General features: G+C 63.5%; 13 protein-coding genes and 5 pseudogenes. 4 read left to right on the plus strand and 14 right to left on the minus strand.

Annotated features, from left to right (window positions below):
- Positions 1–98: 98 nt before the first annotated feature.
- From MAAFP003_RS00010 to MAAFP003_RS00025, 5 genes and pseudogenes are all read right to left on the minus strand, one after another.
- Positions 99–995: a Wadjet anti-phage system protein JetD domain-containing protein gene (locus MAAFP003_RS00010; protein WP_279304288.1), complete on the minus strand. Its 897-nt coding sequence runs from the start codon at positions 993–995 to the stop codon at positions 99–101.
- A gap of 9 nt (positions 996–1,004) precedes the next feature.
- Positions 1,005–1,169 (minus strand): hypothetical protein, encoded by a 165-nt coding sequence (locus tag MAAFP003_RS29000; protein ID WP_165796259.1) that lies wholly within the window; start codon positions 1,167–1,169, stop codon positions 1,005–1,007.
- 19 nt (positions 1,170–1,188) lie between these two features.
- A pseudogene (locus MAAFP003_RS00015) lies at positions 1,189–4,567 on the minus strand (ATP-binding protein).
- Positions 4,557–5,294 (minus strand): annotated as a pseudogene (locus tag MAAFP003_RS29995) (DUF4194 domain-containing protein). The pseudogenes MAAFP003_RS00015 and MAAFP003_RS29995 overlap by 11 nt, the downstream one beginning before the upstream one ends.
- Positions 5,291–6,738: pseudogene (locus tag MAAFP003_RS00025) on the minus strand (DUF3375 family protein). The pseudogenes MAAFP003_RS29995 and MAAFP003_RS00025 overlap by 4 nt, the downstream one beginning before the upstream one ends.
- Before the next feature lie 805 nt (positions 6,739–7,543).
- On the opposite strand from MAAFP003_RS00025, the gene MAAFP003_RS00030 reads away from it, so the two are divergent.
- Positions 7,544–8,098, plus strand: a complete 555-nt coding sequence (locus MAAFP003_RS00030; RefSeq protein WP_232232262.1) for a Fic family protein — start codon at positions 7,544–7,546, stop codon at positions 8,096–8,098.
- Between the two features lie 287 nt (positions 8,099–8,385).
- Positions 8,386–8,517 (plus strand): annotated as a pseudogene (locus tag MAAFP003_RS30060) (DUF3732 domain-containing protein); the annotation flags it as partial.
- A gap of 249 nt (positions 8,518–8,766) precedes the next feature.
- Here the strand turns inward: MAAFP003_RS30060 and MAAFP003_RS00040 are convergent.
- The 8 genes from MAAFP003_RS00040 to MAAFP003_RS00075 all read right to left on the minus strand — a co-directional run bounded on the left by MAAFP003_RS00040 (position 8,767) and on the right by MAAFP003_RS00075 (position 16,801).
- Positions 8,767–9,768: a DUF4917 family protein gene (locus MAAFP003_RS00040; protein WP_036473937.1), complete on the minus strand. Its 1,002-nt coding sequence runs from the start codon at positions 9,766–9,768 to the stop codon at positions 8,767–8,769.
- Positions 9,769–9,816: 48 nt separating this feature from the next.
- On the minus strand, positions 9,817–10,275 hold the full coding sequence (locus MAAFP003_RS00045; protein ID WP_198049007.1) for a type II CBASS E2 protein: 459 nt from the start codon (positions 10,273–10,275) through the stop codon (positions 9,817–9,819).
- Positions 10,247–11,401: a nucleotidyltransferase domain-containing protein gene (locus tag MAAFP003_RS00050; RefSeq protein WP_036473938.1), complete on the minus strand. Its 1,155-nt coding sequence runs from the start codon at positions 11,399–11,401 to the stop codon at positions 10,247–10,249. The genes MAAFP003_RS00045 and MAAFP003_RS00050 overlap by 29 nt, the downstream gene beginning before the upstream one ends.
- Positions 11,402–11,409: 8 nt before the next feature.
- Positions 11,410–12,843 (minus strand): SAVED domain-containing protein, encoded by a 1,434-nt coding sequence (locus tag MAAFP003_RS00055; protein ID WP_096283329.1) that lies wholly within the window; start codon positions 12,841–12,843, stop codon positions 11,410–11,412.
- A 95-nt stretch (positions 12,844–12,938) separates the two neighbouring features.
- Complete coding sequence (locus MAAFP003_RS00060; protein ID WP_036473950.1) at positions 12,939–13,973, minus strand: ImmA/IrrE family metallo-endopeptidase; 1,035 nt, start codon at positions 13,971–13,973, stop codon at positions 12,939–12,941.
- Entirely contained in the window at positions 13,973–14,764 is a 792-nt protein-coding gene (locus MAAFP003_RS00065) for a hypothetical protein (protein ID WP_036473952.1), read from the minus strand. Before MAAFP003_RS00065 ends, MAAFP003_RS00060 begins: the two co-directional genes overlap by 1 nt.
- 241 nt (positions 14,765–15,005) lie before the next feature.
- Positions 15,006–15,926, minus strand: coding sequence for a hypothetical protein (locus tag MAAFP003_RS00070; RefSeq protein WP_036473954.1), 921 nt, complete (start codon positions 15,924–15,926; stop codon positions 15,006–15,008).
- Positions 15,927–16,054: 128 nt separating this feature from the next.
- On the minus strand, positions 16,055–16,801 hold the full coding sequence (locus MAAFP003_RS00075) for a hypothetical protein (RefSeq protein WP_036473957.1): 747 nt from the start codon (positions 16,799–16,801) through the stop codon (positions 16,055–16,057).
- 470 nt (positions 16,802–17,271) lie between these two features.
- On the opposite strand from MAAFP003_RS00075, the pseudogene MAAFP003_RS00080 reads away from it, so the two are divergent.
- Both MAAFP003_RS00080 and MAAFP003_RS00085 read left to right on the plus strand, forming a co-directional pair.
- Positions 17,272–17,679, plus strand: a pseudogene (locus tag MAAFP003_RS00080) (arsenate reductase ArsC); the annotation flags it as partial.
- Positions 17,680–17,839: 160 nt separating this feature from the next.
- Positions 17,840–19,108, plus strand: a complete 1,269-nt coding sequence (locus tag MAAFP003_RS00085; protein ID WP_096283333.1) for a glycosyltransferase — start codon at positions 17,840–17,842, stop codon at positions 19,106–19,108.
- A gap of 23 nt (positions 19,109–19,131) precedes the next feature.
- Here MAAFP003_RS00085 and MAAFP003_RS00090 read toward each other — a convergent pair whose 3' ends face one another.
- The gene (locus MAAFP003_RS00090; RefSeq protein ID WP_243393717.1) at positions 19,132–19,878 is read right to left on the minus strand and encodes a fatty acid desaturase; all 747 of its coding nucleotides are present in this window, start codon (positions 19,876–19,878) and stop codon (positions 19,132–19,134) included.
- Positions 19,879–19,934: the final 56 nt, after the last annotated feature.

A 19,934-nucleotide genomic window follows, 5' to 3' on the forward strand; every position in this document is an offset into this window, starting at 1 on the left:
ACAGCAACACCCACCGCGAGCCAACGTCGGTGACACCGTTACAGATAACAGTGTCCCCTACGAGAAAACCCCATCTAAAACCCACGTGGGTGACAGTCCTACACACCCCACAACCCGTTACAGATAAGCTGGGTGGCGGTAGTGTGCCAGGCACTGCGATGGGCGTCGAGGACCGTCTCGTCCATCAGGATGCTGGACACCGGCAGCCCGGCCCGGCGCACCGACGCGAGTATCGAGATCCCAGCGCGGTCTATGTCGCCCCAATACACAAGTCGCTCGGCAGTGTGAATCCAGTTTAGCTGGGCCAAGATTGGTGCGGCCTTACCGAGACCGCCGATCACCGCAACCCCGCCGAGATCGAGGTCGAGGGTCTGACCGGGAGCTTCGTTTTCTACAATGGCGATGATCGCCGGCGCCAACACGGTGTCGTTGAGGATGGGGATGGTCGCGTGAAAGCGCCGCAACCCCGCGGCTTGGGCGCGTAGCTTCGGGCAGGCCAACGTCACTTGCAGGCGTGTCTGCTTGGCGTCAAGCCCCAGGCGGGCGATGAGTCGCGTCAGTGGATCAGCCCCCTCGGAGTCGGTATCGGTGCCGAGCATCGCGCACAGCAGGGTCGCGTTCTGCTCGATCCATTTGCTGTGCACGCCGGGTATGCGGATCTGGCGAAGCACGGTCGCATCGCCGGGCCCGACCGCAACGAGGTGGGTGACCACGGTGAGCGCGGTCGCCCACTCGGCGTCATCGAGGCCAGCGATGGTCTTGCCAGACTTAAAAGGGATGTCGCTCAGCATATTCCACGCGATTTCCGGAGTGGCCAGGGCCTGCGCGAATCGGCCGGCCGCCAGCTCATACGAGGCAACGATCTCAGGGTCGGCGATCGCGAGCGCGGAGTCAAGGTCATCGATCACCCATGTGATGGGAAGCTCGTGGGTGCCCAGCCGGCGAGCGCGGCGCGCGGCAGTGATGAGCCGGCCGGGTATGCGATGCTCATCGATGGCTGAGCGCTAGGTGCCGGCCCAGGCAGTGGCGGCGATGACGTGGTCGTCGAACGACGTGCCCTGGGGGGCCTTCAGGGTCAGCTTGAGCGGCCACGGCCCGTCTTGCCCGAGTGCCCAGTGCAGCCATAAGTCGGCGCAACGCCGGCGCAGTTCACGGATCGCGGTCTCCACCGACAACATCATCTCGGCATCACCGCACCGTGGCGGCTGCCGGTGCGCCGGCCAGCTCGTGGCTGATCTCGGCGAATTCCCGCACGGTCACGGTGCGGGTGGAGGCGATCGGTTCGATGCCGGGGGTGTCGCGCTTGGACACCATGACCACGCTGTCGATGTAGGGCTGGATGGTGGTGGTGTTTTCCACGGTCGCCACGATCAACAATTGGAACCCAGACTTACGGAACGCCGAGAGCGCCTGATCGGCGAACACCGGGTCTGATTTCGAGAACGCCTCGTCGAGCATCAGCTGTGAAAACACCGGCCTGTTGTCGCTCGTGGAAGGATCGGCCAGGTTGAAACTCAACGCCCCAGCCAGGCAAAACGCCATCAGCTTTTCCTGCTCACCACCGGAATTGGCGCCGGCATTGCTGTAGGTGCGGATCAGTTCACCTGTCGTGGAGTCAGTTTCAGCGCAGTACAGGGTGAAGCGGTTCCGTACATCGAGGGCGTCGCGCGTCCACTGACGGGCCTCAGCGCTGTCGGAGGCCAGCAGGTTCCGCAGATCCAGAATGTCGCGGTACTGATCGTGGGTGGCCTTCTCATCGCGCATCGACACCGCCAGCGAGCGCCCCGAGATCCGCCGGGCCCGTTCGTGCAGATCTGTAACGGCAGTCAGCTTCTTGGGGTCGGCGTGCAGCGACAGCCGTGTGCCGCGGTTGAATTCCACCGATCCCAAACCACGGTTCACCCGGGCGATCTGCTCCTCGATGTGTTGGGCTTCTTCCTCGGCTTTCTGGTAGAGGTGCAGCGCAGCCATGGGCGCTTGTTCGGTTATCAGCCGCAGCATCCGATCATGGGCCTGGGGCAGTTCGCGGTCATCGATGCGCCGGCACAAAGCCACGTAGTCGTGGATCTTCTCGTTGAGGTCGTCGCTGTTGTTGGGGATTGCATCTTCGAACTGTGCATCGAAGTTGCTAATGATCCGCTTGAGCTCGGCGGTCAATCGGTTGACCGAATCTTGCAGCGTGCCTTGGTCTTTTTCGATGGTCCGGACGAGCTCGGCCTTGTAGGGGGCGGGTGCCAGGATCTCCAGGGGGATCGACAGTTGCGCCCGATAGGTCTCGAGCGCGGCCCGCGCGCTCGCGCCGACGACACCGGGTTTGAGTATCTCCTGCAGATCCAGCAGCTTGGTGCGTCGATCGTCGCTCACTGTTTCCCGCTCGGTGAGGATGCTGATCCGCCCGGTCAGCGCGCTGCTCTGCGTGAGCAGCTCTTCGGCCTGGTCTTCCAGCTTGGCCAGATCGGGGTTCGCGGCCTCGAGGGCCTCGAGCTGCTCTCGAAGCCGGCGAACCTCGGCGTCGGCGCCCCCGGCGTCGATGTCGCTGAACATAGTGAAGCTCACGTGCAGCTTGTTCCACCGGTCTCTGCTGACCGACAGCGACTCAATCGTGTCGTGCAGCTCGGTCATTGCAGCGTCGCTGGCCTCGAAGTCCGCGGTGGCTTCCTCGAGTTCGATTCGGAGTGCGGCGATCTTGGCGGCGATGTCTCCCTGGTAGATGTACTGGGAGGCTGACAGTGTGGCGCGGTCGTCTTTGACCGAGCGGGTCTCGTTCTCCTTATAGAGTCCCTCTTGGGTGACCGCACGGCGATGGTGGGCGAATTCATCAGTCCCGCTCACGCGGACAAAGTCGCCGACCTTGGCAACCAATCGCATTGCTGTACCGGCGCTTTCATGCCCCGGGTCGGTCAGCCCGAGGCATTCAGCCAACGTGCCCGCCTGCGGCGCGACAGAGGCGACGCCGCCAGCGGGGACATGCTCGAGGCGAACTAGGCCCCGCATGTGGTGGTCGTTGACGTAGCGCAGCACCTCACCGGTGGTAGCGGTCGGGCACCAGCAACACCAGCCCTGTGGAACGCAGAACTTTTTCAACCGCCGCGCGCCACGGCGCGTATTCGGTCTTGAGGTCGAGCAGCTCGCACACATACCGCAGCTGCTTGGCCGGGGCGCCGAGCGCCGCCGCGATCTCTCCGCGGATGCGGTCTTCGTTGGCCGGTACCGATGTTCCGAGCCGCTCAACGCGGGCGAGTTCCTCGCGGGCGGCCGTCATCTGGTCGCGCGCCGCCACACGTCGCGGGCCCTCGTCGTTGGCCAACCGTTCCCGCAGTGCCTTGAGCTCCTCGGCGATCCGCACGATTTCGGTCTGTGCCATGGCGCGCATGGTGTCGAAGTCGTCGGCGGACTGCACTTGGGGCGCGGTCCAACCCAGGTCGAAGATCTGGGTGTCGTAATCGTGGCGGCGCCGCGAGGTCGTGTCGGCGCGGTCTTCGGCTACTGCGAGTTCGTGGCGTAGCGTTGACAATCCAGACCCGGCCGCAGCGATGCGGGCAGTGAGTTCGTCACGGGTGCGGATCAGCACACGGTGTTTAGAATTCAACTCATCGCGCTCAGCGCCGATCCGCTCGATGTCGGCGTCGAGCACGCTGACCTCGGGTCCGATCGCGGCCAGGCGCAGTTCGTCGACCCAGTCGTGCACCATCTGCTTGTCGACGATGCCGATGCTGGCCAGCTGCGCGGACTCGGTCACATAGCGGTCGTGGATGAGCTCGATGTCGCCAAGGACCCGACGCTTGGATTGCGCCACCCCCAACGCTTTACGGGCATCGACCAGGGGGGTGATCGCCTCGACCGCATCACGGATGCCGGTGACGCTTTCCGGGGTGTCGAGCATGTAGTCGCGGACGAACTGCTCTAGCCCCCCAACGCTTTTCAGCGATTTCGCCTTACCGAGTAGCTGTAGGGCGGCCGTCGAGCCGTGGATGCCGATCTTGGAGTACAGCTGGTCAAGATACCAGCGTTCGTTATCGCGCTTGCCGCGCCACCCGGCTGATTCGAACACGCTGCGGGCGTAGTTCTTGTCGCGCCAGGTGTTACACAGTTCGAGGATGTCGGCGTCGGCGTTGATCAGGTGATAGGAGCTCGAGGCGTCGGTGTCGGCGCCGGCGGCCAACCATTTCAGGACCAGCCCGGTGATGACGGTGTCGTCGCTGCCCGTGTAGGTGATCGCCACCGCTGACCAGGCCGGACCGCTGCCACGCAGATACATCGGCTTGGCGCGTTCGCCGGCCTCCTGGCGCTCACCCCACAGTCCACGAATGTATTTGTCGACGGTGCGCTTACCGAGGTTGGATCCAGCCGCGGTGCTGTCGCTTGAGGCGTTGAAGTTCCGCCGCGACGCCGACAGGAATGCCAGCGAGACCGCGTCCAGCAGTGAGGATTTCCCGCTTCCCGAGGCGCCGGTGATCAACGTGCCGTTGCGGCTGAGGTGCACGTCGTGATAGCCGTCGAATACACCCCAGTTGATGACCTGCAGCCGAGACAGCCACACCTGCCGCGCCGGCGAGCTAATCGTCATTATCGCGGTCCTCGTCGTCGATCAGCGTGTCCTCATCGTCGGCTGCGGTCTCGGCGCCGTCGGGATCGGCCGCGGGTAAGTAGCTGCTCGAATTCCTTGCTGAGTTCGTCGACCATCTGTCCGGTCATGATCGCCAGGATCACCGGGCTGATGGCGTAGGTGTCGTCGTCGGGGGTGCGCAGCAGGATCTGCGTTTTGACCAGCTTGGTGATGGCCTCGTCGATGCGGTTGCGCAGCATGGCTTCGTCGCGGTCGACCCTATGCCTGACATTACCGAAATGGTCGTGGATGTCAGCCTTGCTGATCAGCACATGCTCGTCGTGTGAGGTGCGCATGATCTTGGCCAGATGCAAGGCCACGATCGAGGCGTAGGTGCCATCGGTTCGCGGCGTAACACCCTGCGGCTGTGCTGATTTGGGCTGTCCAGCATGGCCGGTTCGGCGTAGGCGACTTCGAGGTCGTCGTGGATCCGTAGCCGCAGGTCAAGCTCGCATAACCGCGAGGCCAGCACTTTGCGGTGCTCCATCAGCCACGCCCACCGCTCAGGGGACTCCTGCTTGGTCATGTAGCGGCGGGTCAGCAGGTTTTGCAACGCCCAGCATGCCTGGTTGGACAATTCGCTGACGTCGCCGTCGAAGCGCGGCATCCGCACGGCATCGGCAACCGAGGCATCGACGTCGACGTCGGGCAGGTCGTCGAAGTTGAAATTGTCCAGGTGTGTGCTCACAGCCCTCCTGCGCTGGGTACTCGGTCACGAAACATCAACGCCGGCACCTCAATTTCCCGGTCGACGCCGTCGCGGGAACGGAACCGCACCCGCGACGCTGCCGCCGAGGCCGCGGCATCGGGGTCTTGGCGCACTGCCAACGCCCACAGCACCACCACATCACCGAGGTATGGGGCATCGACCATGCCGATCATCTCCGGCAACGACACCGGTCCCGCCTGCACGGCGGTGTTTACCAGTTCTGTCAGTTGCGGAATGTCGACCTGGCTGGCCAGACCGGTGAACCCGCTCAGGTCAGCCGTGGACTCGGCTTGCAGCGCGGGTCGCGGCGGTGAGGGATCCTGAATGTCGAAAGCGATCGCACCCACACTGGTCAACGCCGACCGCCCAATCGGCAACTCAGCCCGCGTAGGGGAGTCGACCACCGACTGTCGCAGCAACGCATGCCCAACACCGATGGCGTCGTTGATCTGGCGGGCCAGGCCGCGTGCCTGCTCGGCGGTGCCGGCCGCGAAGAACCGTTTGATCCGCCGCGCGCAGCGTTGCTCGATCCGGAGTACCTCACCGATCTGCTCGGCGACCCGTGGGAAGAACTGCACCATGACCTCGCGCAGGCTGCGTCGAGGTCGGGTAGGGATTCAACGACGGTGGTGATGTCTGAGCGAAGTCGGGCCCGCCGGTCTGGGTCTTGCACCATCCGGGTGAAGGCGGTGTAGGAAGCCCGCTCCCGAGAGTCGAGCAGTGCCTCGTAGTCGGTGAACAGTCGCCGCGACCGGTCCCGAAACGCGGTGTCGGAATCCTCGGGACCTTCGATCAGCGCCGTGGTGATCTCGTTTTGCATCCCGCCGTAACGCAGGATATCGGTAATGACCTGCTCCATCTGATAGGCAATCGCCCGTCCTTCATCGGCGAGGTCGACCAGATTTGGCTCGGGTCGGCGCCCCTCGGCGAGATCCTCGAGCTGGCGGTAGAGCGCCTCGATCTGCTCCTCGAGGTCGATGCGGATCCGTTCGGGATCGCCGTCGAGCTGCGAGGCGATCCGCTTGAGACCACTGGCGATACTGACCATCGACCCACCGGTTGCCACGTTGTCCGCGCGCCGCAGCCGCCGTAGAAACGCCAGCACGCTTCGGGCATCCTCAGTCAGGGAGCACACGTTCTGCGAGGCCTGACCAGTGCCATCGGAGAGTCGGTTCAACCACCCCGAACTGGCCCACCCTTTGATCAGCCCCAAGCCAGTCTGATCCGGCAGTCCCACCTCATTTAAATCCTGCTCGATACGCGAGACAAGTTCTGCCTCAGTGATTTTCGCGCTCCCATCCAGGTGCCGTTCCATCAACGTCACGTAGGCAGCCAAATTCTTGGCGGCGAACAGCCGTACCGCCGGCGCATCCTGCAGCGACTCATTCGACGCGAACAGCTCACCGACCTCGAGGCCACTCATTGGGCGCCTCCCCGTCTCGGTCCGTGTGCGTCCTTCATTATCCCGGTCCGGCCGACAGCCAGTATCGAAATGCGGATCGCGCGGCAGGATGAACCCGTAACAGCACACGAGTTCCGTAACGACGACAGCGGCTAGGCGACATCGCTGTCGACCCATCGCGCTGGGTACCTGCTCAACGTTGCAGCCAGCCCACAGTCCGCCGAGGCCAAGGTGCACCACTTCCGCTGCTCGCACATCGCCCCTTGTGACGGTAAGTCCGCGACCGGCCCGTATAGGAAGGTCCGTGCCGTCGAGTTGGCCGAGCTCGAGCGGTGGGCGGCCGAACACGTGCATCCCTTGCCGTCGGCATGCCGGTCCTGCCACCGCGTTCGGCCCGACACACCATGCAGGTTCGGGATCAACCACACTGCCGCTGGGTTACACGCGACGTTGCGCGCGCAGCAACGCTATTCAATGCCGGGTGTTGTCGGCGACCGCCAAATCGGGGACGCGGGTCGCAAACGGCCTGGTTAGAGGCCACGGTTGGCCGGTAGGATGAGCCAAGGCTTAGAGGAGGTGCAGTCGTGGAACGCCGGACACCAAAGAAGGTGGTGGTGTCGAAGGCTGCGGTCAAGAAGTCAGGGGTGCGCGCCACGAAGGCCTCCGCCAAATTGGAGGGCCGTGTGGTTCCCGCTGGCTACAGACGGTCGGCCACCGTAAGGGCCTACATCGCGAAACAGCAGCCGCCTAAGCGCTGATGCCGCTGACGCCGGGCTACGGTGAGACCCCACTTCCACATGACGAACTGACTGCGCTACTCCCTGAGGTGGTCGACCTGCTGGGCACGCCCATCACCCGCGCTGCCGTGTATGACCTCGAACAAGGGCTTCAGGATCGGGTGTTCGATGAACTAATGCCGGGTGCACTCGACGGCTCGTTGCCGCTCGACGAGCTCCTCAGTGACTACTTTGTCCGCGACCTCCACGCGCGGATGTACGGTCCGGTGTGGAACTGGGCCGGACGGTGGCGGCGATTGGAGCTGAACATCGGCGTACCGCCGGAGCAGATTGCCGTTGAACTACGAAGCGCGCTTGACACCATCGCTTACCGATGGGAGTACACCGACGACTGGACGCCTCGGCAACTGGGTATCGTGGTGCACGCCGAGACTGTGCGCATCCATCCATTTACGGATGGAAATGGGCGTACCACAAGGTTTCTCGCTGACTTGGTGTTCGCGACAGCTCAAGATCCCACCGAACTGCAATACGACTGGGAGCTTGACAAGACGCGGTACATCCAGCTGCTTCGGGCTTACGACGGACACCGAGACGTGGCCGATCTTGCGGCTTTCGTTGGTGTGGAGCCGATCGAGCCCTAAACCCCTGCGAGATTCACGGATCAGAGTTTGCCTGCGACCGGCGCGCCCGCGATCCACGTAGCGACCAGGGAATAAATTCAAGACGCCCCGAGAACCCGGCAACGTCGATCGCGTGCCTCGTAGGAAATGAAGCGCTTCGTGAGACAAACCGCACGCAGCCGCAGTGAGACAGAAACGAAAACCTCAGGTCAGACAAGTCGGCAGATGCGGCCGAACGCGAGAACCTACAACCAACGCAGGCCTCTTATCCATCGGATGCCGATAAGAACGAAGGGACTGTCGACGACGCGGACCGCGCCGCCGTACTGGCGATGTTCACTGTCATGCGCGACGTGGTCGAGACGTTTGCGCCGCGGTTGCAGATTATCGTGACCGATCACGCTGACCTCGTTGACAAGGGTGGTTCCAGAACGCGGTAGAACATCGGTGGCCAGCGCCCCTTCATCGACCTGACGGGAGTTAAAGGATGAGCTGGCATTTGCAGCGAAGATTGACACGCACGCACTGATTATCGAACAACAACGTCAGCTCGGCTAAACATCTGATCGCAGTCGTGGGTCAGGCGTGCCTACACGACGACGGGTTGTCGAACTCGCCGGTAAGGATCTCGGAGGGCTGACGCATTCGGGAGTTATCGGTAAAAAAACTGCTGCGACAGATGCTTCGAATTAATTGCCGGGAACTCGCATTCCGGCGTCTCCGAGTGGGTGGGTCGTTGAGTCGAAGAAGAAGAGATCTTGGTCCGGCAAGTTTGCGCGGTAGGTAGCCTTTGTTGCCACCACTGACGCGGGGTCGGCGACGGGGTAGACCGAGACGGCGACCGCGCGTCGACCTCCGTTGCGCACAGCTTGCACGATGTGGCCGTCCTGAGGACCGAAGCTTGCGCCGAATATGATCACGGGATCGTCGTTCTGGGTCAGTTGCTGATATCCGAAGGACAGATAGTCGGATCGGCGTATCGCACGTTGCTTCTGCTCGGACCGTCCTTCGCTGACGATTAATGGAAGCCGATTCGGGCTGGAGGACAAAGCATTTCCAAGTCGTGAGAGGAGTCCACCTTGTCGCTGGTTGGTCCATTTCCCAGTTTCTCCGGTCCGCGTGTCTTGCCACAGGTGGATACCGCCGTGGAGGAACACCAGACCAGTCGCAGAAGTCGACCTGAGCTCCGTGTCTGCGGGGTCGAACGGGTTATTCCAGAAAAAGTCGACAATCTCAGCCGCCGATAGATCGTTCATTAGAGCCCAGTAGGTGAGGAGATCGTAGTTGAGTGTGAAAACCCAGCGATGCTGATCGAGTACCGAGGCAATCCGCCGGATTTGGTCTGTTGGCAGTCTGCGCCACGGAATGTGGACCCGCTGAATGGCATTGACGAGTTCAGCGCGTACGTGAGAGTAGAGCTCATGTATGTGGCCGCTGTCTTGGCTGAGCGCTTCCGAGACGCGCTCAGCGTGCCAGAGGCTCTCCATGACTTCCTCGAAGTTCACCGTTTGGAGGTCTGAAAAGAGCTGTGTAGCAGACGTGTTGAGGCCCGCATGGTTGAGCAGCTCCGAATAGGCGAACCTGCCCCATATATTGATGCTCAGCCCGTTGCCGATGAGGAGAGTGGGCCAAGTGGCTCCCGCGAGCGCAGACCAATCGTGAAGTTGATCGTCATCGGAATTCGGCGTCATGACTGCCGCATGCCTTTCAGCTCGAAGCGGGGCGCTAGCGAGTGTTGGCTAGCGAGTACTCAAGTGATCTGGGCTGTGCCGACGCCGATTCGGCTCGCCGTGCCCTCCGCCTTCCCACTCTCCGGTAACCAACCATATTTCGTAGTAGAACAGCCACTCGCTAGTCCACGGCACTGTGGTGTGCGCGATGTACATGTTGGGCGCCCACTCTCCCGGAAGGTGCAGGCACAACTTTTCGCCTGGGAACGTATGCGGCAGTTCATCAGCGTCGCGGTGGAGCTCGAGCTTCGGTGTGACGACTCGTACGTCGGGTGATGCGCCGAGGCGGTAGTCGATCTTGATGCGGTAGTGACGAGACACTTGCGTTGGCTGGAGGTCAGCAGTGATGGTCAGGCGAGTACCGTGTCCGAGACTGACCGTAGCGTCGGGAAGTGCGCTGTGGATGGCGAATGCCTGTTGGCTGATCGTCAGGCGGCCGTTAGGCGCGGCCACGGCCGTAAAATCCATGTGGGGGAGTGGGTCGACCCGACCCGATGACGAGTGCGCCTGTCCCCGAGGCGATTCCGAGTCTTCTCTGCCCTCTGAGGTCAACGGTGGTTCGCGCCCAGTTGGCCGCGGACTTCGCGAGTACCCCTCGGTCGAACGTACCGCTGAGGCGGTCGACGAGGACGTCCAGACCCGAATCCCGTGCATTGGCAGCGGTTTCGATGTCGTGTTGGATCCTGCGAAGCCAGCTGTTGAAGGCCTGCCGTCGATGCGCGGTGTCGGGTTCGTTCCACTTGTCCACGAAGTTTTCCTTGGGCTGTGCCGGATTGAGGACCAGCCAACGGCCGTTGGACGTCTTGATGAAGTTCGGCATGTCGTCGATAACCTCGAGGAGGGCGTCGCCGAGGTCGTCTTGGCCTTGGTAAGCGTGTGCGGCGAGGGTGGTGATCAGGACCGACGGGGGCCGGTTGTCGACGTCGTTGGCGAAGTCGAGGTAGCAGTGCCATTTCAGTACCTGGACTAGTCGCTGCAGTGTGGAGCGCACCGCCCAGTTGGGGACATCGGCGACGTTCTCCGCGCGGGCGCTGGCGGCGATCTTGCGTCGCATCTCCTCGGACCGGCCGCGGAACCAGATGGCGTAGTCCTTGGGATTGGCGTGCTGCCATGGCCTCAACTTGGTGTCGGTGAGCAGGATGCCGTTCGGCGATGTGCGGAAATCGGTGTCGATGACAGCGGGCAGCACGTCGAGGTGAAACCCCTGACTGGAATAGGAGAGTGTCCAGCACCGGCGCTTCTCGAAGAAGGCATCGGGTGCGTCGTCGGACCCGAACTTGTAGTCGTTGTAGTCATCGAGCATGCCGCCGACGCGCTCCTTCAAGTCGGCTTGAGTCGTGTCGTCCTTGGTGATCCCGTCGCGGAAGACCAGGTCGATGTCGTACTCGGTCCGCTGCGGCGGGAAGATTGCGGTGCCGAGCAGGAAGCCGCCCTGCGGGTAGACGCTGCAACGGGCGCCGCCGTTGTCGGCGAGGAAATTTCCGACGTCCTGGTAGCGGGCCACGACGATCTTCTGGAGATCGGGTGGGATGTCGAGCAGGTCCACTGCTCCGGCGAGCAGGGCGGACAGTGGATTCATCGTCATGGTGCTCATAGCGCCCCTCAGCGGCTTGTCTCGGCTGTCGATGTCGTGAATTGGTAGGTGGTGCTGCCAGTGACGCGGTCGTAGATGTGCAGCGGGGGGTGGGCGGCACGCATGAGGTGGCGTCCCATGCTGACGGCCGCGGCGGCAGGTACGGCGGAGAACGTCGGGATCGCCTGGACACCGGGGTGCTGGGCCTCGACAGCGGCCAGGACCTCGCGCCAGGTTCGGCTGAAGGCGTCGAGGGACCCCGCGCTCCCGATGAGCCCGGGGATGGGCAGGCTGTCCGCCGGCCGCAGTTCGTAGATCGTGTAGCTATCGTCGATCTCGTCCGGGAGCCGGTTCCGGTCGACGGACCCGGACACCGACACCAGCAGTGCCACCTTTGTTCGGTTGCTGCCGACCCGGACCCTGGTGAAGTGGAATCCGACGTCGCGCGCGCTGGCAGTCCATCCCCAACCTTCGTCGCCGTCGCGCCGCTTGGGATAGAGATCGACGGGGACGGTGTCATCGAGAAGCGTCCCCAGCAGGATCAGCACCGGGATGCGGGCGAGCGGAAAGACCGACAGGTGGGTGACCCTGCCCTTGGCGACCAGGGTGCGCAGGCGGTCGAGGCGCTCGTCGAGGTGAGCGTGCGCCGAGGCCCAGTAGACGGAGGTGCCGTCGCGTTCACCGGGCAGCGGGCGCAGATCGACCTCGTACTCGTCGGCGCCGCGAAGGGCCCAGTCGGGGAACCGGTTGCGGGTGAAGAGGGCCTCTCGGATGCGGGCATCGGTCAGATCGACCGCCTGATCGTGGATGTTGCCGATGACTCGGAGCACCGTGGTCGATCTATCGTGGCCCATCGCGGTCAGGCCCCGCACCCGGGACTCGTGCTTGCGCTTCATCGCACGCAGGGTGTCCGCGTCGTACACGGCCCACAGCGACTTGTCGTCGATGACCTTGTGCTGGTCGTAGCACAGCAGTAGAAGGTTGTCGGCTTCGCCGCGCAGTTCCACCGCTAGGCTTTCTGAGCCTCGGGGGGACCCGTCGGCGGTGGACCAGCCGACGATGTGCGCGAGCTGGCCGATCATCACGTCCTGCCCGGTGGTCTCGTCGTCGAGCAGGTAGCGGTTGCAGATGGTGCAGCGCCCACCCGCCGCGACCCAAACCCGCCGGGCAACGCGCTCGGACACCGTTCGAGTCTGCCCGCCGGGGCCGACGACCGTGTTGGAGGCAAGAGCGTCATCGACGCTTAGTGCGGTCCCTGGCGACGCCACCGTCAGGCCTTCTCGCGTGGTCTTGGGATTCCTGGCGGCTTCGGCGGCGCGGACATACTGACCGTCGACGGCGCTGCGGTAGCGCGCGCCGGGTCCGCCGCTAGTGCCGGGTGATTCCCGTACGGAGGTCCTCGGATGGCGGGCTGCGGCCGCCTTGCTGATGTAGCGACCGGTGATCGCGCTGCGATAGGGCATGACGTCTCCTCGATGGAACGAAGGGCCTCGTGACCCTTTCGGGGGGATCTGACGTCACATCTCCCGAATCGTTCGGGGTAGAGCCTTTCGCCAGATCACACGCAGTCCCGGCACAGTTCGCTGCCGGGGTCGAACCGAGACGGGTGCAGGGTCAGAAAGCATTTGGGGCACGTTTTGTCCTTCTTGGCGCGCGCGACGTGGCATCCGCAGTGACCCTGCGTGCACCGCGGTTCGGCACACCGACTGCAGTGGTCAGCGACGGTGAACGAGTCGTCACAGGTCTCGCACGTCCACGATCGCGCGCCGCCGGCGCCGCCGGTGTCGGGCCGGGGTAGTGCCAGTGGTTTCCAACCGGCTTTGTCGGAGGCGAGCACGGCGACGAGGTAGTTCGCGTCGAACCACCGTGCCTGACCATAGACGGTGTCGCTCCTCCCGCCGTTGCGGTAGCTGACGTGCGTCTCGTCGCGGGTGGCTCCGGCTCGGAGGTTTCTCAGTGCCGCTTCGATCAGCGGGGTGTGTGACTGGTCGGAGTTCTTCGCCGGCGGAATGAAACTCTTCGGTGCGGCGAAGCGCACCACGCCCACGCTGTCGAGCAGCACGACGACTCCGGCGCCCTGGAGATGCCGGGCAGCCCACACGCAGCACGCTTCCCTCGATGCCGATGAGTGCAGGCTGTACAAATCGACCACGTCCTGTGCGGTCGGTCCACGTGGGCCTATTCGGGTGCGCAGTTCGTCATCGGGGAGCAGGACACCGGCGGCGAACGCGTCGCAGGCCTCCTCTTCGAACAGGTCCGGATTGCTGTATCCGAACACCGTGTTCCCGAGGGCGATGTCGGTCTGCTGCAGGTGGTGGCCGAGTTCGTGGAGCGCGGTAAACCCGCGGCGGGCGTACGACAGAGAGTTGGTCACGACGAGCGTAGCCGGGTTCGGCTGGTAGCTGCCGGCAACGGAACATCCCGAACCGTCCGACGACTCGTCGATCTCGATGACTGTGACATCGTGCCAAAGCTCCAATTCACCGAGCGGATCCGTGCGCAAGCGGGCGACGGTGCCGGGGCGGATACGCTCGGCGACGGCCTCCATTTGCTTGGCCTGTGCCTGCGCTTCTGTGGTGTACATGCCGCGCATCACGGGGCACCGTAAGGTTCTGCCAGCATGCGGAACTGTGCCAAGCGGGCCCGCCAGTCGGGTTCCTGGGCGCCGGTCTGACGTGCTGCCCGAGCGAACATCTCATAGCTGGCCGCCAGGCGGGCGTCCTCTTCGCGGCCGCCGGCGCGTTGTGTGTGCGCGCGCCAGACCTGGCGCCACCGAGGATGGTCTACTTCCTCGACGAACCGGGCGGGCAGCGGTTGGACGGCCCCGGCGACTACGGCCTCGTCGATACCGGTGACCCTGGCAACAGCCGACGCGATCTGCGGGGACACCGGCCGTTTGCCCCGAAGTAGGCTCATGACTGCCGGCTGGTCCAGACCCAACGGCGACAGCGCAGACACGAGCACCTCGAGATCGACGTTCGTTCCGAGTATCGACGCCAGCGTGGGGACGGGCTGGCTATCGCCGTCGCCCGCAACCGGCAATGCCGGGCTGGACCGCAACGCGATGAGGTCGTCGGAGATCGTGGCTCTGACTTGGATCGACGTCTCGAACGGGTGTGACGGGGCGCGGCCGCGGCGGACACCGTCGGGGAGGCTCGTCGAATCGGGATCCGATGCCCAGGCCGACGTTCCATCCGTTAGCTCGTCAATGATCTCGTCGAGGACCCGCATCGGCAGGGTGGTGCTCAGTCCCGCCCAGAGGGTGGCGTCGGTGCCGAATGCCGTTGACCTGTCATCGAGCACGAAGCAATCAGCGTCTTCGGCCGACGGGTCCACGGTCAGCGGAATGACATCTAACTCTGTTCCTTCGATCTGGCGAATCACGACTAGCCTGCGTATGTCATCCCATGATGCTCGCCAGATCTGTCCGGGGTGTATCGGGTGATCGCGGGTGTCGCCGAAGCGCGCCCGACGTCGCGCAGAAGACAGTTGTGGGGCTGCTGCGCGACGAGCCAGTTCGAGTAAATCTTGCGCCGTCGCACGCTTGCTCACGTGGTTGCTCCGTTTCGCATCTGCTGGGGGTGGGCGGTCCCCTGTGGTCGAGTCTGACGACTCATGTCCGGGGTCATCCGGCATCGGATACGCCGCATAGAGCAATCACCTCCCGGACGATGTCTTCGGCATCGCCACTGGTACCTGCTAGTTCGCGAATCCTGGCCTTCAGTCTGGCGGTGAAGGCGGCGCTTTGCGTACGGCCCTTTCCCAGTTTGAGCCGAACGGCAGCGCTGTCGTGCAGCATCGGCACGATCTCGCGCTCAGTGGCCGTGAGCCGGCCGGCGATCTCGGCTGCGGCGCTCGCGACGTCCAACGCAACCTCATCGGCGATGAGGGTCTCCTCGGGGTCGAGCGTTGTAGCCGCGACATCGATCGGGTGGTCGTCATCGTCGATCGACGCAACGGTGGGGTCCAGCGCCGCGGCGAACCGATTGGCGAACACGGCTACTAACTGCGCGATCTCCAAGCTCCCGCCAGCCGTAGCCAGTACCGCATCGATGATCGCGACCAAGGAGTCGCGGTCCGCGAGAGGCGCGCGCCGCGTGGCGCTGGACCACTTCGGTACCCGGACCTCGCGCACGCTCCACGCCGTGGCGGTGAGGTCGGCGATGCTGCCCACCCACGGTGCAGCGTTGCTGCCCGCGATTCGCCATCGGCCGGCACCGTCTTGGCCGGCGGCAACGCGTTCAAAATCCGACGCTGTGTTTAGCACCTTCTCGAGAGTGCGACGGATATGCCCTATGCCGGTTTCCCTTGCGCGATCGATCAACCAATTCCTTATCGAAGTTCGCAGTAGCTTTGCAAGCGAGTCGTCGTTCGTCGCCTGGCCGAGCAGTGATGCAGTGAGGGGCCTCACGCGATCGACGAGGAAGTCCTGCACGACGTCCTCGAACTCCAAGTGCGCCAACGGGAGGAACCGGCGCAGTTCCTCCCGTAAGAGCTTTTCGACGATGGCCAGGCATTTTTCACCGAGGTGCCCGGCCTCCTGCAACTCTTTAAACGCTGAAATGACGCGTCCGCCCTCCCCGTCGATCGACCCAGATCAGTTGTAGCACCAGGAGGCGGCCAGCTCCGGGGTGCCGATCGGGTGCGTCGGTGGCGAGTCACTAGCTCTGAGCATCACCCACGGCCAGCCCACCGACGTAGGAGGTTGTATTTCCGGCGGTTCTGATTTAGGCAATGGCTAAACTGTTGCCGCACAAATCGATGCGAAGCTAGTGATGCCAAGCGGCCATTCGTCGTGACGACCGACGCTCTCTTTCGCACGCCCAACAATTCCGACCAGACAGCGATCTCAGCGAGCGTGGACTCGGCAACGGGAAGTTCGATGGTCGACACCGTGCAGACTAGGACGGGGTCGATCGCCAGGGGCACCGATCCGATGGCTTCGTGGAGGTTGACGTACCGGACGGCGCGAGCGCCGAGGGCCTGCAGCTGTGCCAGCTCGACGTCATTGAACATGGTGCAGAATTCGTCGGTGACCTTAAAGTGCAAGTCGTCTGGATGGGGGAGCGCGATCTCGACCCGGTGCAGTACCTCGTCTCGGAGAGATCGGCACAGTCCTGGTCTGTCGAGTCTGCGCAGAAGGTTTTCGATCGTGGCCTCGTAGGTGCCCAGGTGCACGGCTAACGACAGTTTGGTCGCGATAATCCTGTCGGGGTCGAGAATGCTAATACGCCCCGCCGTTTGCATCGCCATGGCGGTGACATCGGCGGTGTAGGCCTCCAGATCGGGCCAGTTCTCGTATCTGCCGCTGTGATACCAGACTAACCGACAGACTGAATCGGTCTGCAGTGCAATATCTTCGGTGTGGCGCAGTGTCGAGGATAGGTCGGTGACGTCGACGGCGGTGCCGCAGGCGCACACCGAGAAGCCGGTGCACTGCAGCTCGAATAGGTCGGCCTCGACCTCGACGCGGCCGCCGCAGCCGGCACACGTGAACCAGTAGCTGTAGCCGAATCCGGTCGGCGGAGGTCGACGGCGTCACTACCGGACATCGCGAGGGATCTTCCCCGGCAGCGCACTCAGCCGCCTTAGATGCTGTCCGCCGCCGTTAGTGGCCGCGGCTGCCGCTAGGTGACACCAATCACGCGGTTCGCACAGAACTAGGCTGAACTGGGCTTTTGCAACGAAGATTAACAAGCTCTTGCGACACGCCGAAGTCCTGTCAAAGTAGGCAGGCGTGTCCTGTCAATCTTCGCCGCATCTCGACAGCACGGTAGTTCGGGACCGAATCGCCGACGGGGCTACCCCCGCAGATCGCGGAGTAGGATGTCATTGGTCCGGGAGCCGCGAGCGCTGGGCTGATTTTCCAGGAGCGCCGAGCTTTGAGTGTCAAACCAAGCGTCTTGTTCGTCTGTGTGCACAACACCGGCCGCTCTCAAATGGCCTCCGGATTACTCACCCACCTCGCCGGCGATCGCATCGAGGTTCGCTCCGCCGGAACCGAACGCGCCCACACGATCAACCCCGGCGCCATCGCGGCGATGGCTGAACTAGGCATCGACATCGCCGGCGCAACCCCCCAACTCGTCACTCCCGAACTCGTGCGGACCAGCGACATCGTGATCACGATGGGCTGCGGTGACCTCGGTCCCCACCTTCCCGGAATCGCTTACCGCGACTGGAAACTCGACGACCCAGCGGGTCAGCCTGCCGAAATCGTTCGCGCCATCCGCGACGCTATCGCTCAACACGTCCAAGCACTGATCGACGAACTGTTCCCCAGTGCCGACAATCCATGAAGACCGCCCGTCACGAATGTAACTGCTGGCCAACAGATCTGGAACGGTGACGCGGCTGGCGACGCGGTGGGCACAAACGCCAACGCCGCCCGTGCTGGTGGATTCGCTAGCATCATCCTCATCGCCGACACACGGCAGCGGTGAGGGGGAGGGATCGGCCTTGAAGTTTGCCCTGGCATGTTACGGAACGCGTGGCGACATCGAGCCGTCTGCTGCCGTGGGCCGCGAGTTGCTGCGCAGGGGCCACGACGTTCTCATGGCCGTACCGCCGGAGCTGGTCGGTTTCGTTGAATCGGTGGGGATTACCGCGGTCCCGTACGGTCCCGAGGTGCGGGAATTCTACGATGACGAGTTCCTGCGCAACATGTGGCGAGACGTCTTCCGCACCCCGGTCAAGGCAATCCGCGGTGGCTGGGACCCGATAATCCGATACTGGAACGTCGTCGGCAACACGCTGCTGTCGCTGGCTGACGGTGCGGACCTGCTGTCTACTGGCCTGAACTTCGAGCAGGCCGCCGCTAATGTGGCTGAGCATTACGGCATCCCGCTGGCCGCGCTGCATCACTTCCCCATGCGGGCCAACGGTCAACTCGTCCCGTCCTTGCCCGCGCCGTTGTTCCGCATGGTGATGAAGACCATGGAGTGGCTGTTCTGGTGCTCGACCAAGAAAGTGGAGGGCGAGCAGCGTTCCCGCCTGGGCTTACCGAGGCCAACACGTCGGTATGAGCAGCGAATCGCTGAACGAAAACCATTGGAAATTCAGGCCTACGATGGCCTGTTGTTCACCGGATTGGCCGCCGAATGGGCGACGTGGGGCGACCGGCGCCCATTCGTGGGCGCCCTGACGATGGAGCTGACGACCGAAGCCGACGAAGACGTCGCATCGTGGATCACAACCGGAACGCCACCCGTATGCTTCGCATTTGGTAGCATCCCGGTCGAATCGCCCGCCGCCACTGTCGAATTGATCAGTGCGGCGTGCGCTGAGTTGGGTGAGCGAGCGCTGATCTGTTTTGGGGGAACCGATTTCGCCGGTGTCCTTCACCCCGCTCACGTCAAGTTGATCAGCGTGGCGAACTACGCGGCAATCTTCCCCGTGTGTCGCGCGGTCGTTCACCACGGGGGATCTGGCACGACGGCCGCAAGCGTGCGCGCGGGAGTTCCTACGCTGATCTTGTGGAGCTCGGCGGATCAGCCGTACTGGGGCGCTCAGATCAAACGGCTCAAAGTGGGCACCGCTCGGCGCTTTTCGGCGACCAGAGCCAGCTCCTTGGTCGCGGACCTGCGCCTCATTCTGACCCCGGCTTACGCCGCCCGCGCCCGAGAGCTTGCCGACCGGATGACGACGCCCCCCGAAAGCGCCGCTATGGCCGCCGACCTTTTCGAGGATGCCGTCCGCCGAAAAGCCTCAAACCAGTTGCAACCCTAGATGATCGACCGCCTGTTGCCTGGCTAGCCACCGATCGCGCGGCGCGCTCGGTACTCCGGTAGCGTTAAGTCTCGCCCCCAGGCGGTGGTGATCGGAACGTTTCGGTCCAGATAGCCCGCTTCCGCCGCCCTCCAGGCCTTGACATACAGGTAGAACGGAATCGCCGCATGGATGTGATGGACGAGGTGATAGTTCTGATACAGCAGCAACAGACACATCACCCGCTCCCAACCGATCCGAACGCGGGTGGCGCGGAAGCGGTTTGTCTTTGTCGTGACGAGATCGTGGTGAGGCAGCCAGTCGAACCACCACGCAAGAATGCCCATGCCGATCCGCTGGGGGATGAAATAGACCAGCACCAGCTCCCGCCCATAGCCAAGAATGACCAGGGTGGTGATGAGGGTAAGCGACACAGCGACATTCACGGCGTATCCGAGCGTCTCCTTGCGCGGGCGCTGCCGCAGGCGTGCCAGATAAAACCAGCAATACCAGGCATCGATCGTCAACCAGCGCAACGGCAGCTGCCAACGCGGGCCGGCGATACTCCACGCGTCCGGGTCGTCCTGGGCACTTTCGTTGGTGTTGCGGTGGTGGGCCAGATGGATGTGCTTCAGCACCGGATATGTTCCGAACAACGAAACGAACGGCATCGACAAGCGACCGAAGAGCTGGTTGACCCAGTTTGGCCGCCCGACGACGTGGTGAATCGATTCGTGCAGCACGGTGAACATGGAAAACGTTACGAGACCCTGAACGACGACGGTGACCATCAACCACCACGGACTCACCCCACGGAGAACCGCGGTCGTCGCCACACACCAGGCAA

This window comes from Mycobacterium ahvazicum (assembly GCF_900176255.2).
Lineage (GTDB): Bacteria > Actinomycetota > Actinomycetes > Mycobacteriales > Mycobacteriaceae > Mycobacterium > Mycobacterium ahvazicum.

Excerpts from the sequence above, each read along its gene's own strand:
- MAAFP003_RS00050 (WP_036473938.1), bottom strand. The coding sequence starts at position 11,401 with ATGAGCACCATGACGATGAATCCACTGTCCGCCCTGCTCGCCGGAGCA.
- MAAFP003_RS00060 (WP_036473950.1), bottom strand. The coding sequence starts at position 13,973 with ATGCGCGGCATGTACACCACAGAAGCGCAGGCACAGGCCAAGCAAATG.
- MAAFP003_RS00040 (WP_036473937.1), bottom strand. The coding sequence starts at position 9,768 with ATGACGCCGAATTCCGATGACGATCAACTTCACGATTGGTCTGCGCTC.
- MAAFP003_RS00045 (WP_198049007.1), bottom strand. The coding sequence starts at position 10,275 with ATGGATTTTACGGCCGTGGCCGCGCCTAACGGCCGCCTGACGATCAGC.
- MAAFP003_RS00090 (WP_243393717.1), bottom strand. The coding sequence starts at position 19,878 with ATGGTCACCGTCGTCGTTCAGGGTCTCGTAACGTTTTCCATGTTCACC.
- MAAFP003_RS00055 (WP_096283329.1), bottom strand. The coding sequence starts at position 12,843 with ATGCCCTATCGCAGCGCGATCACCGGTCGCTACATCAGCAAGGCGGCC.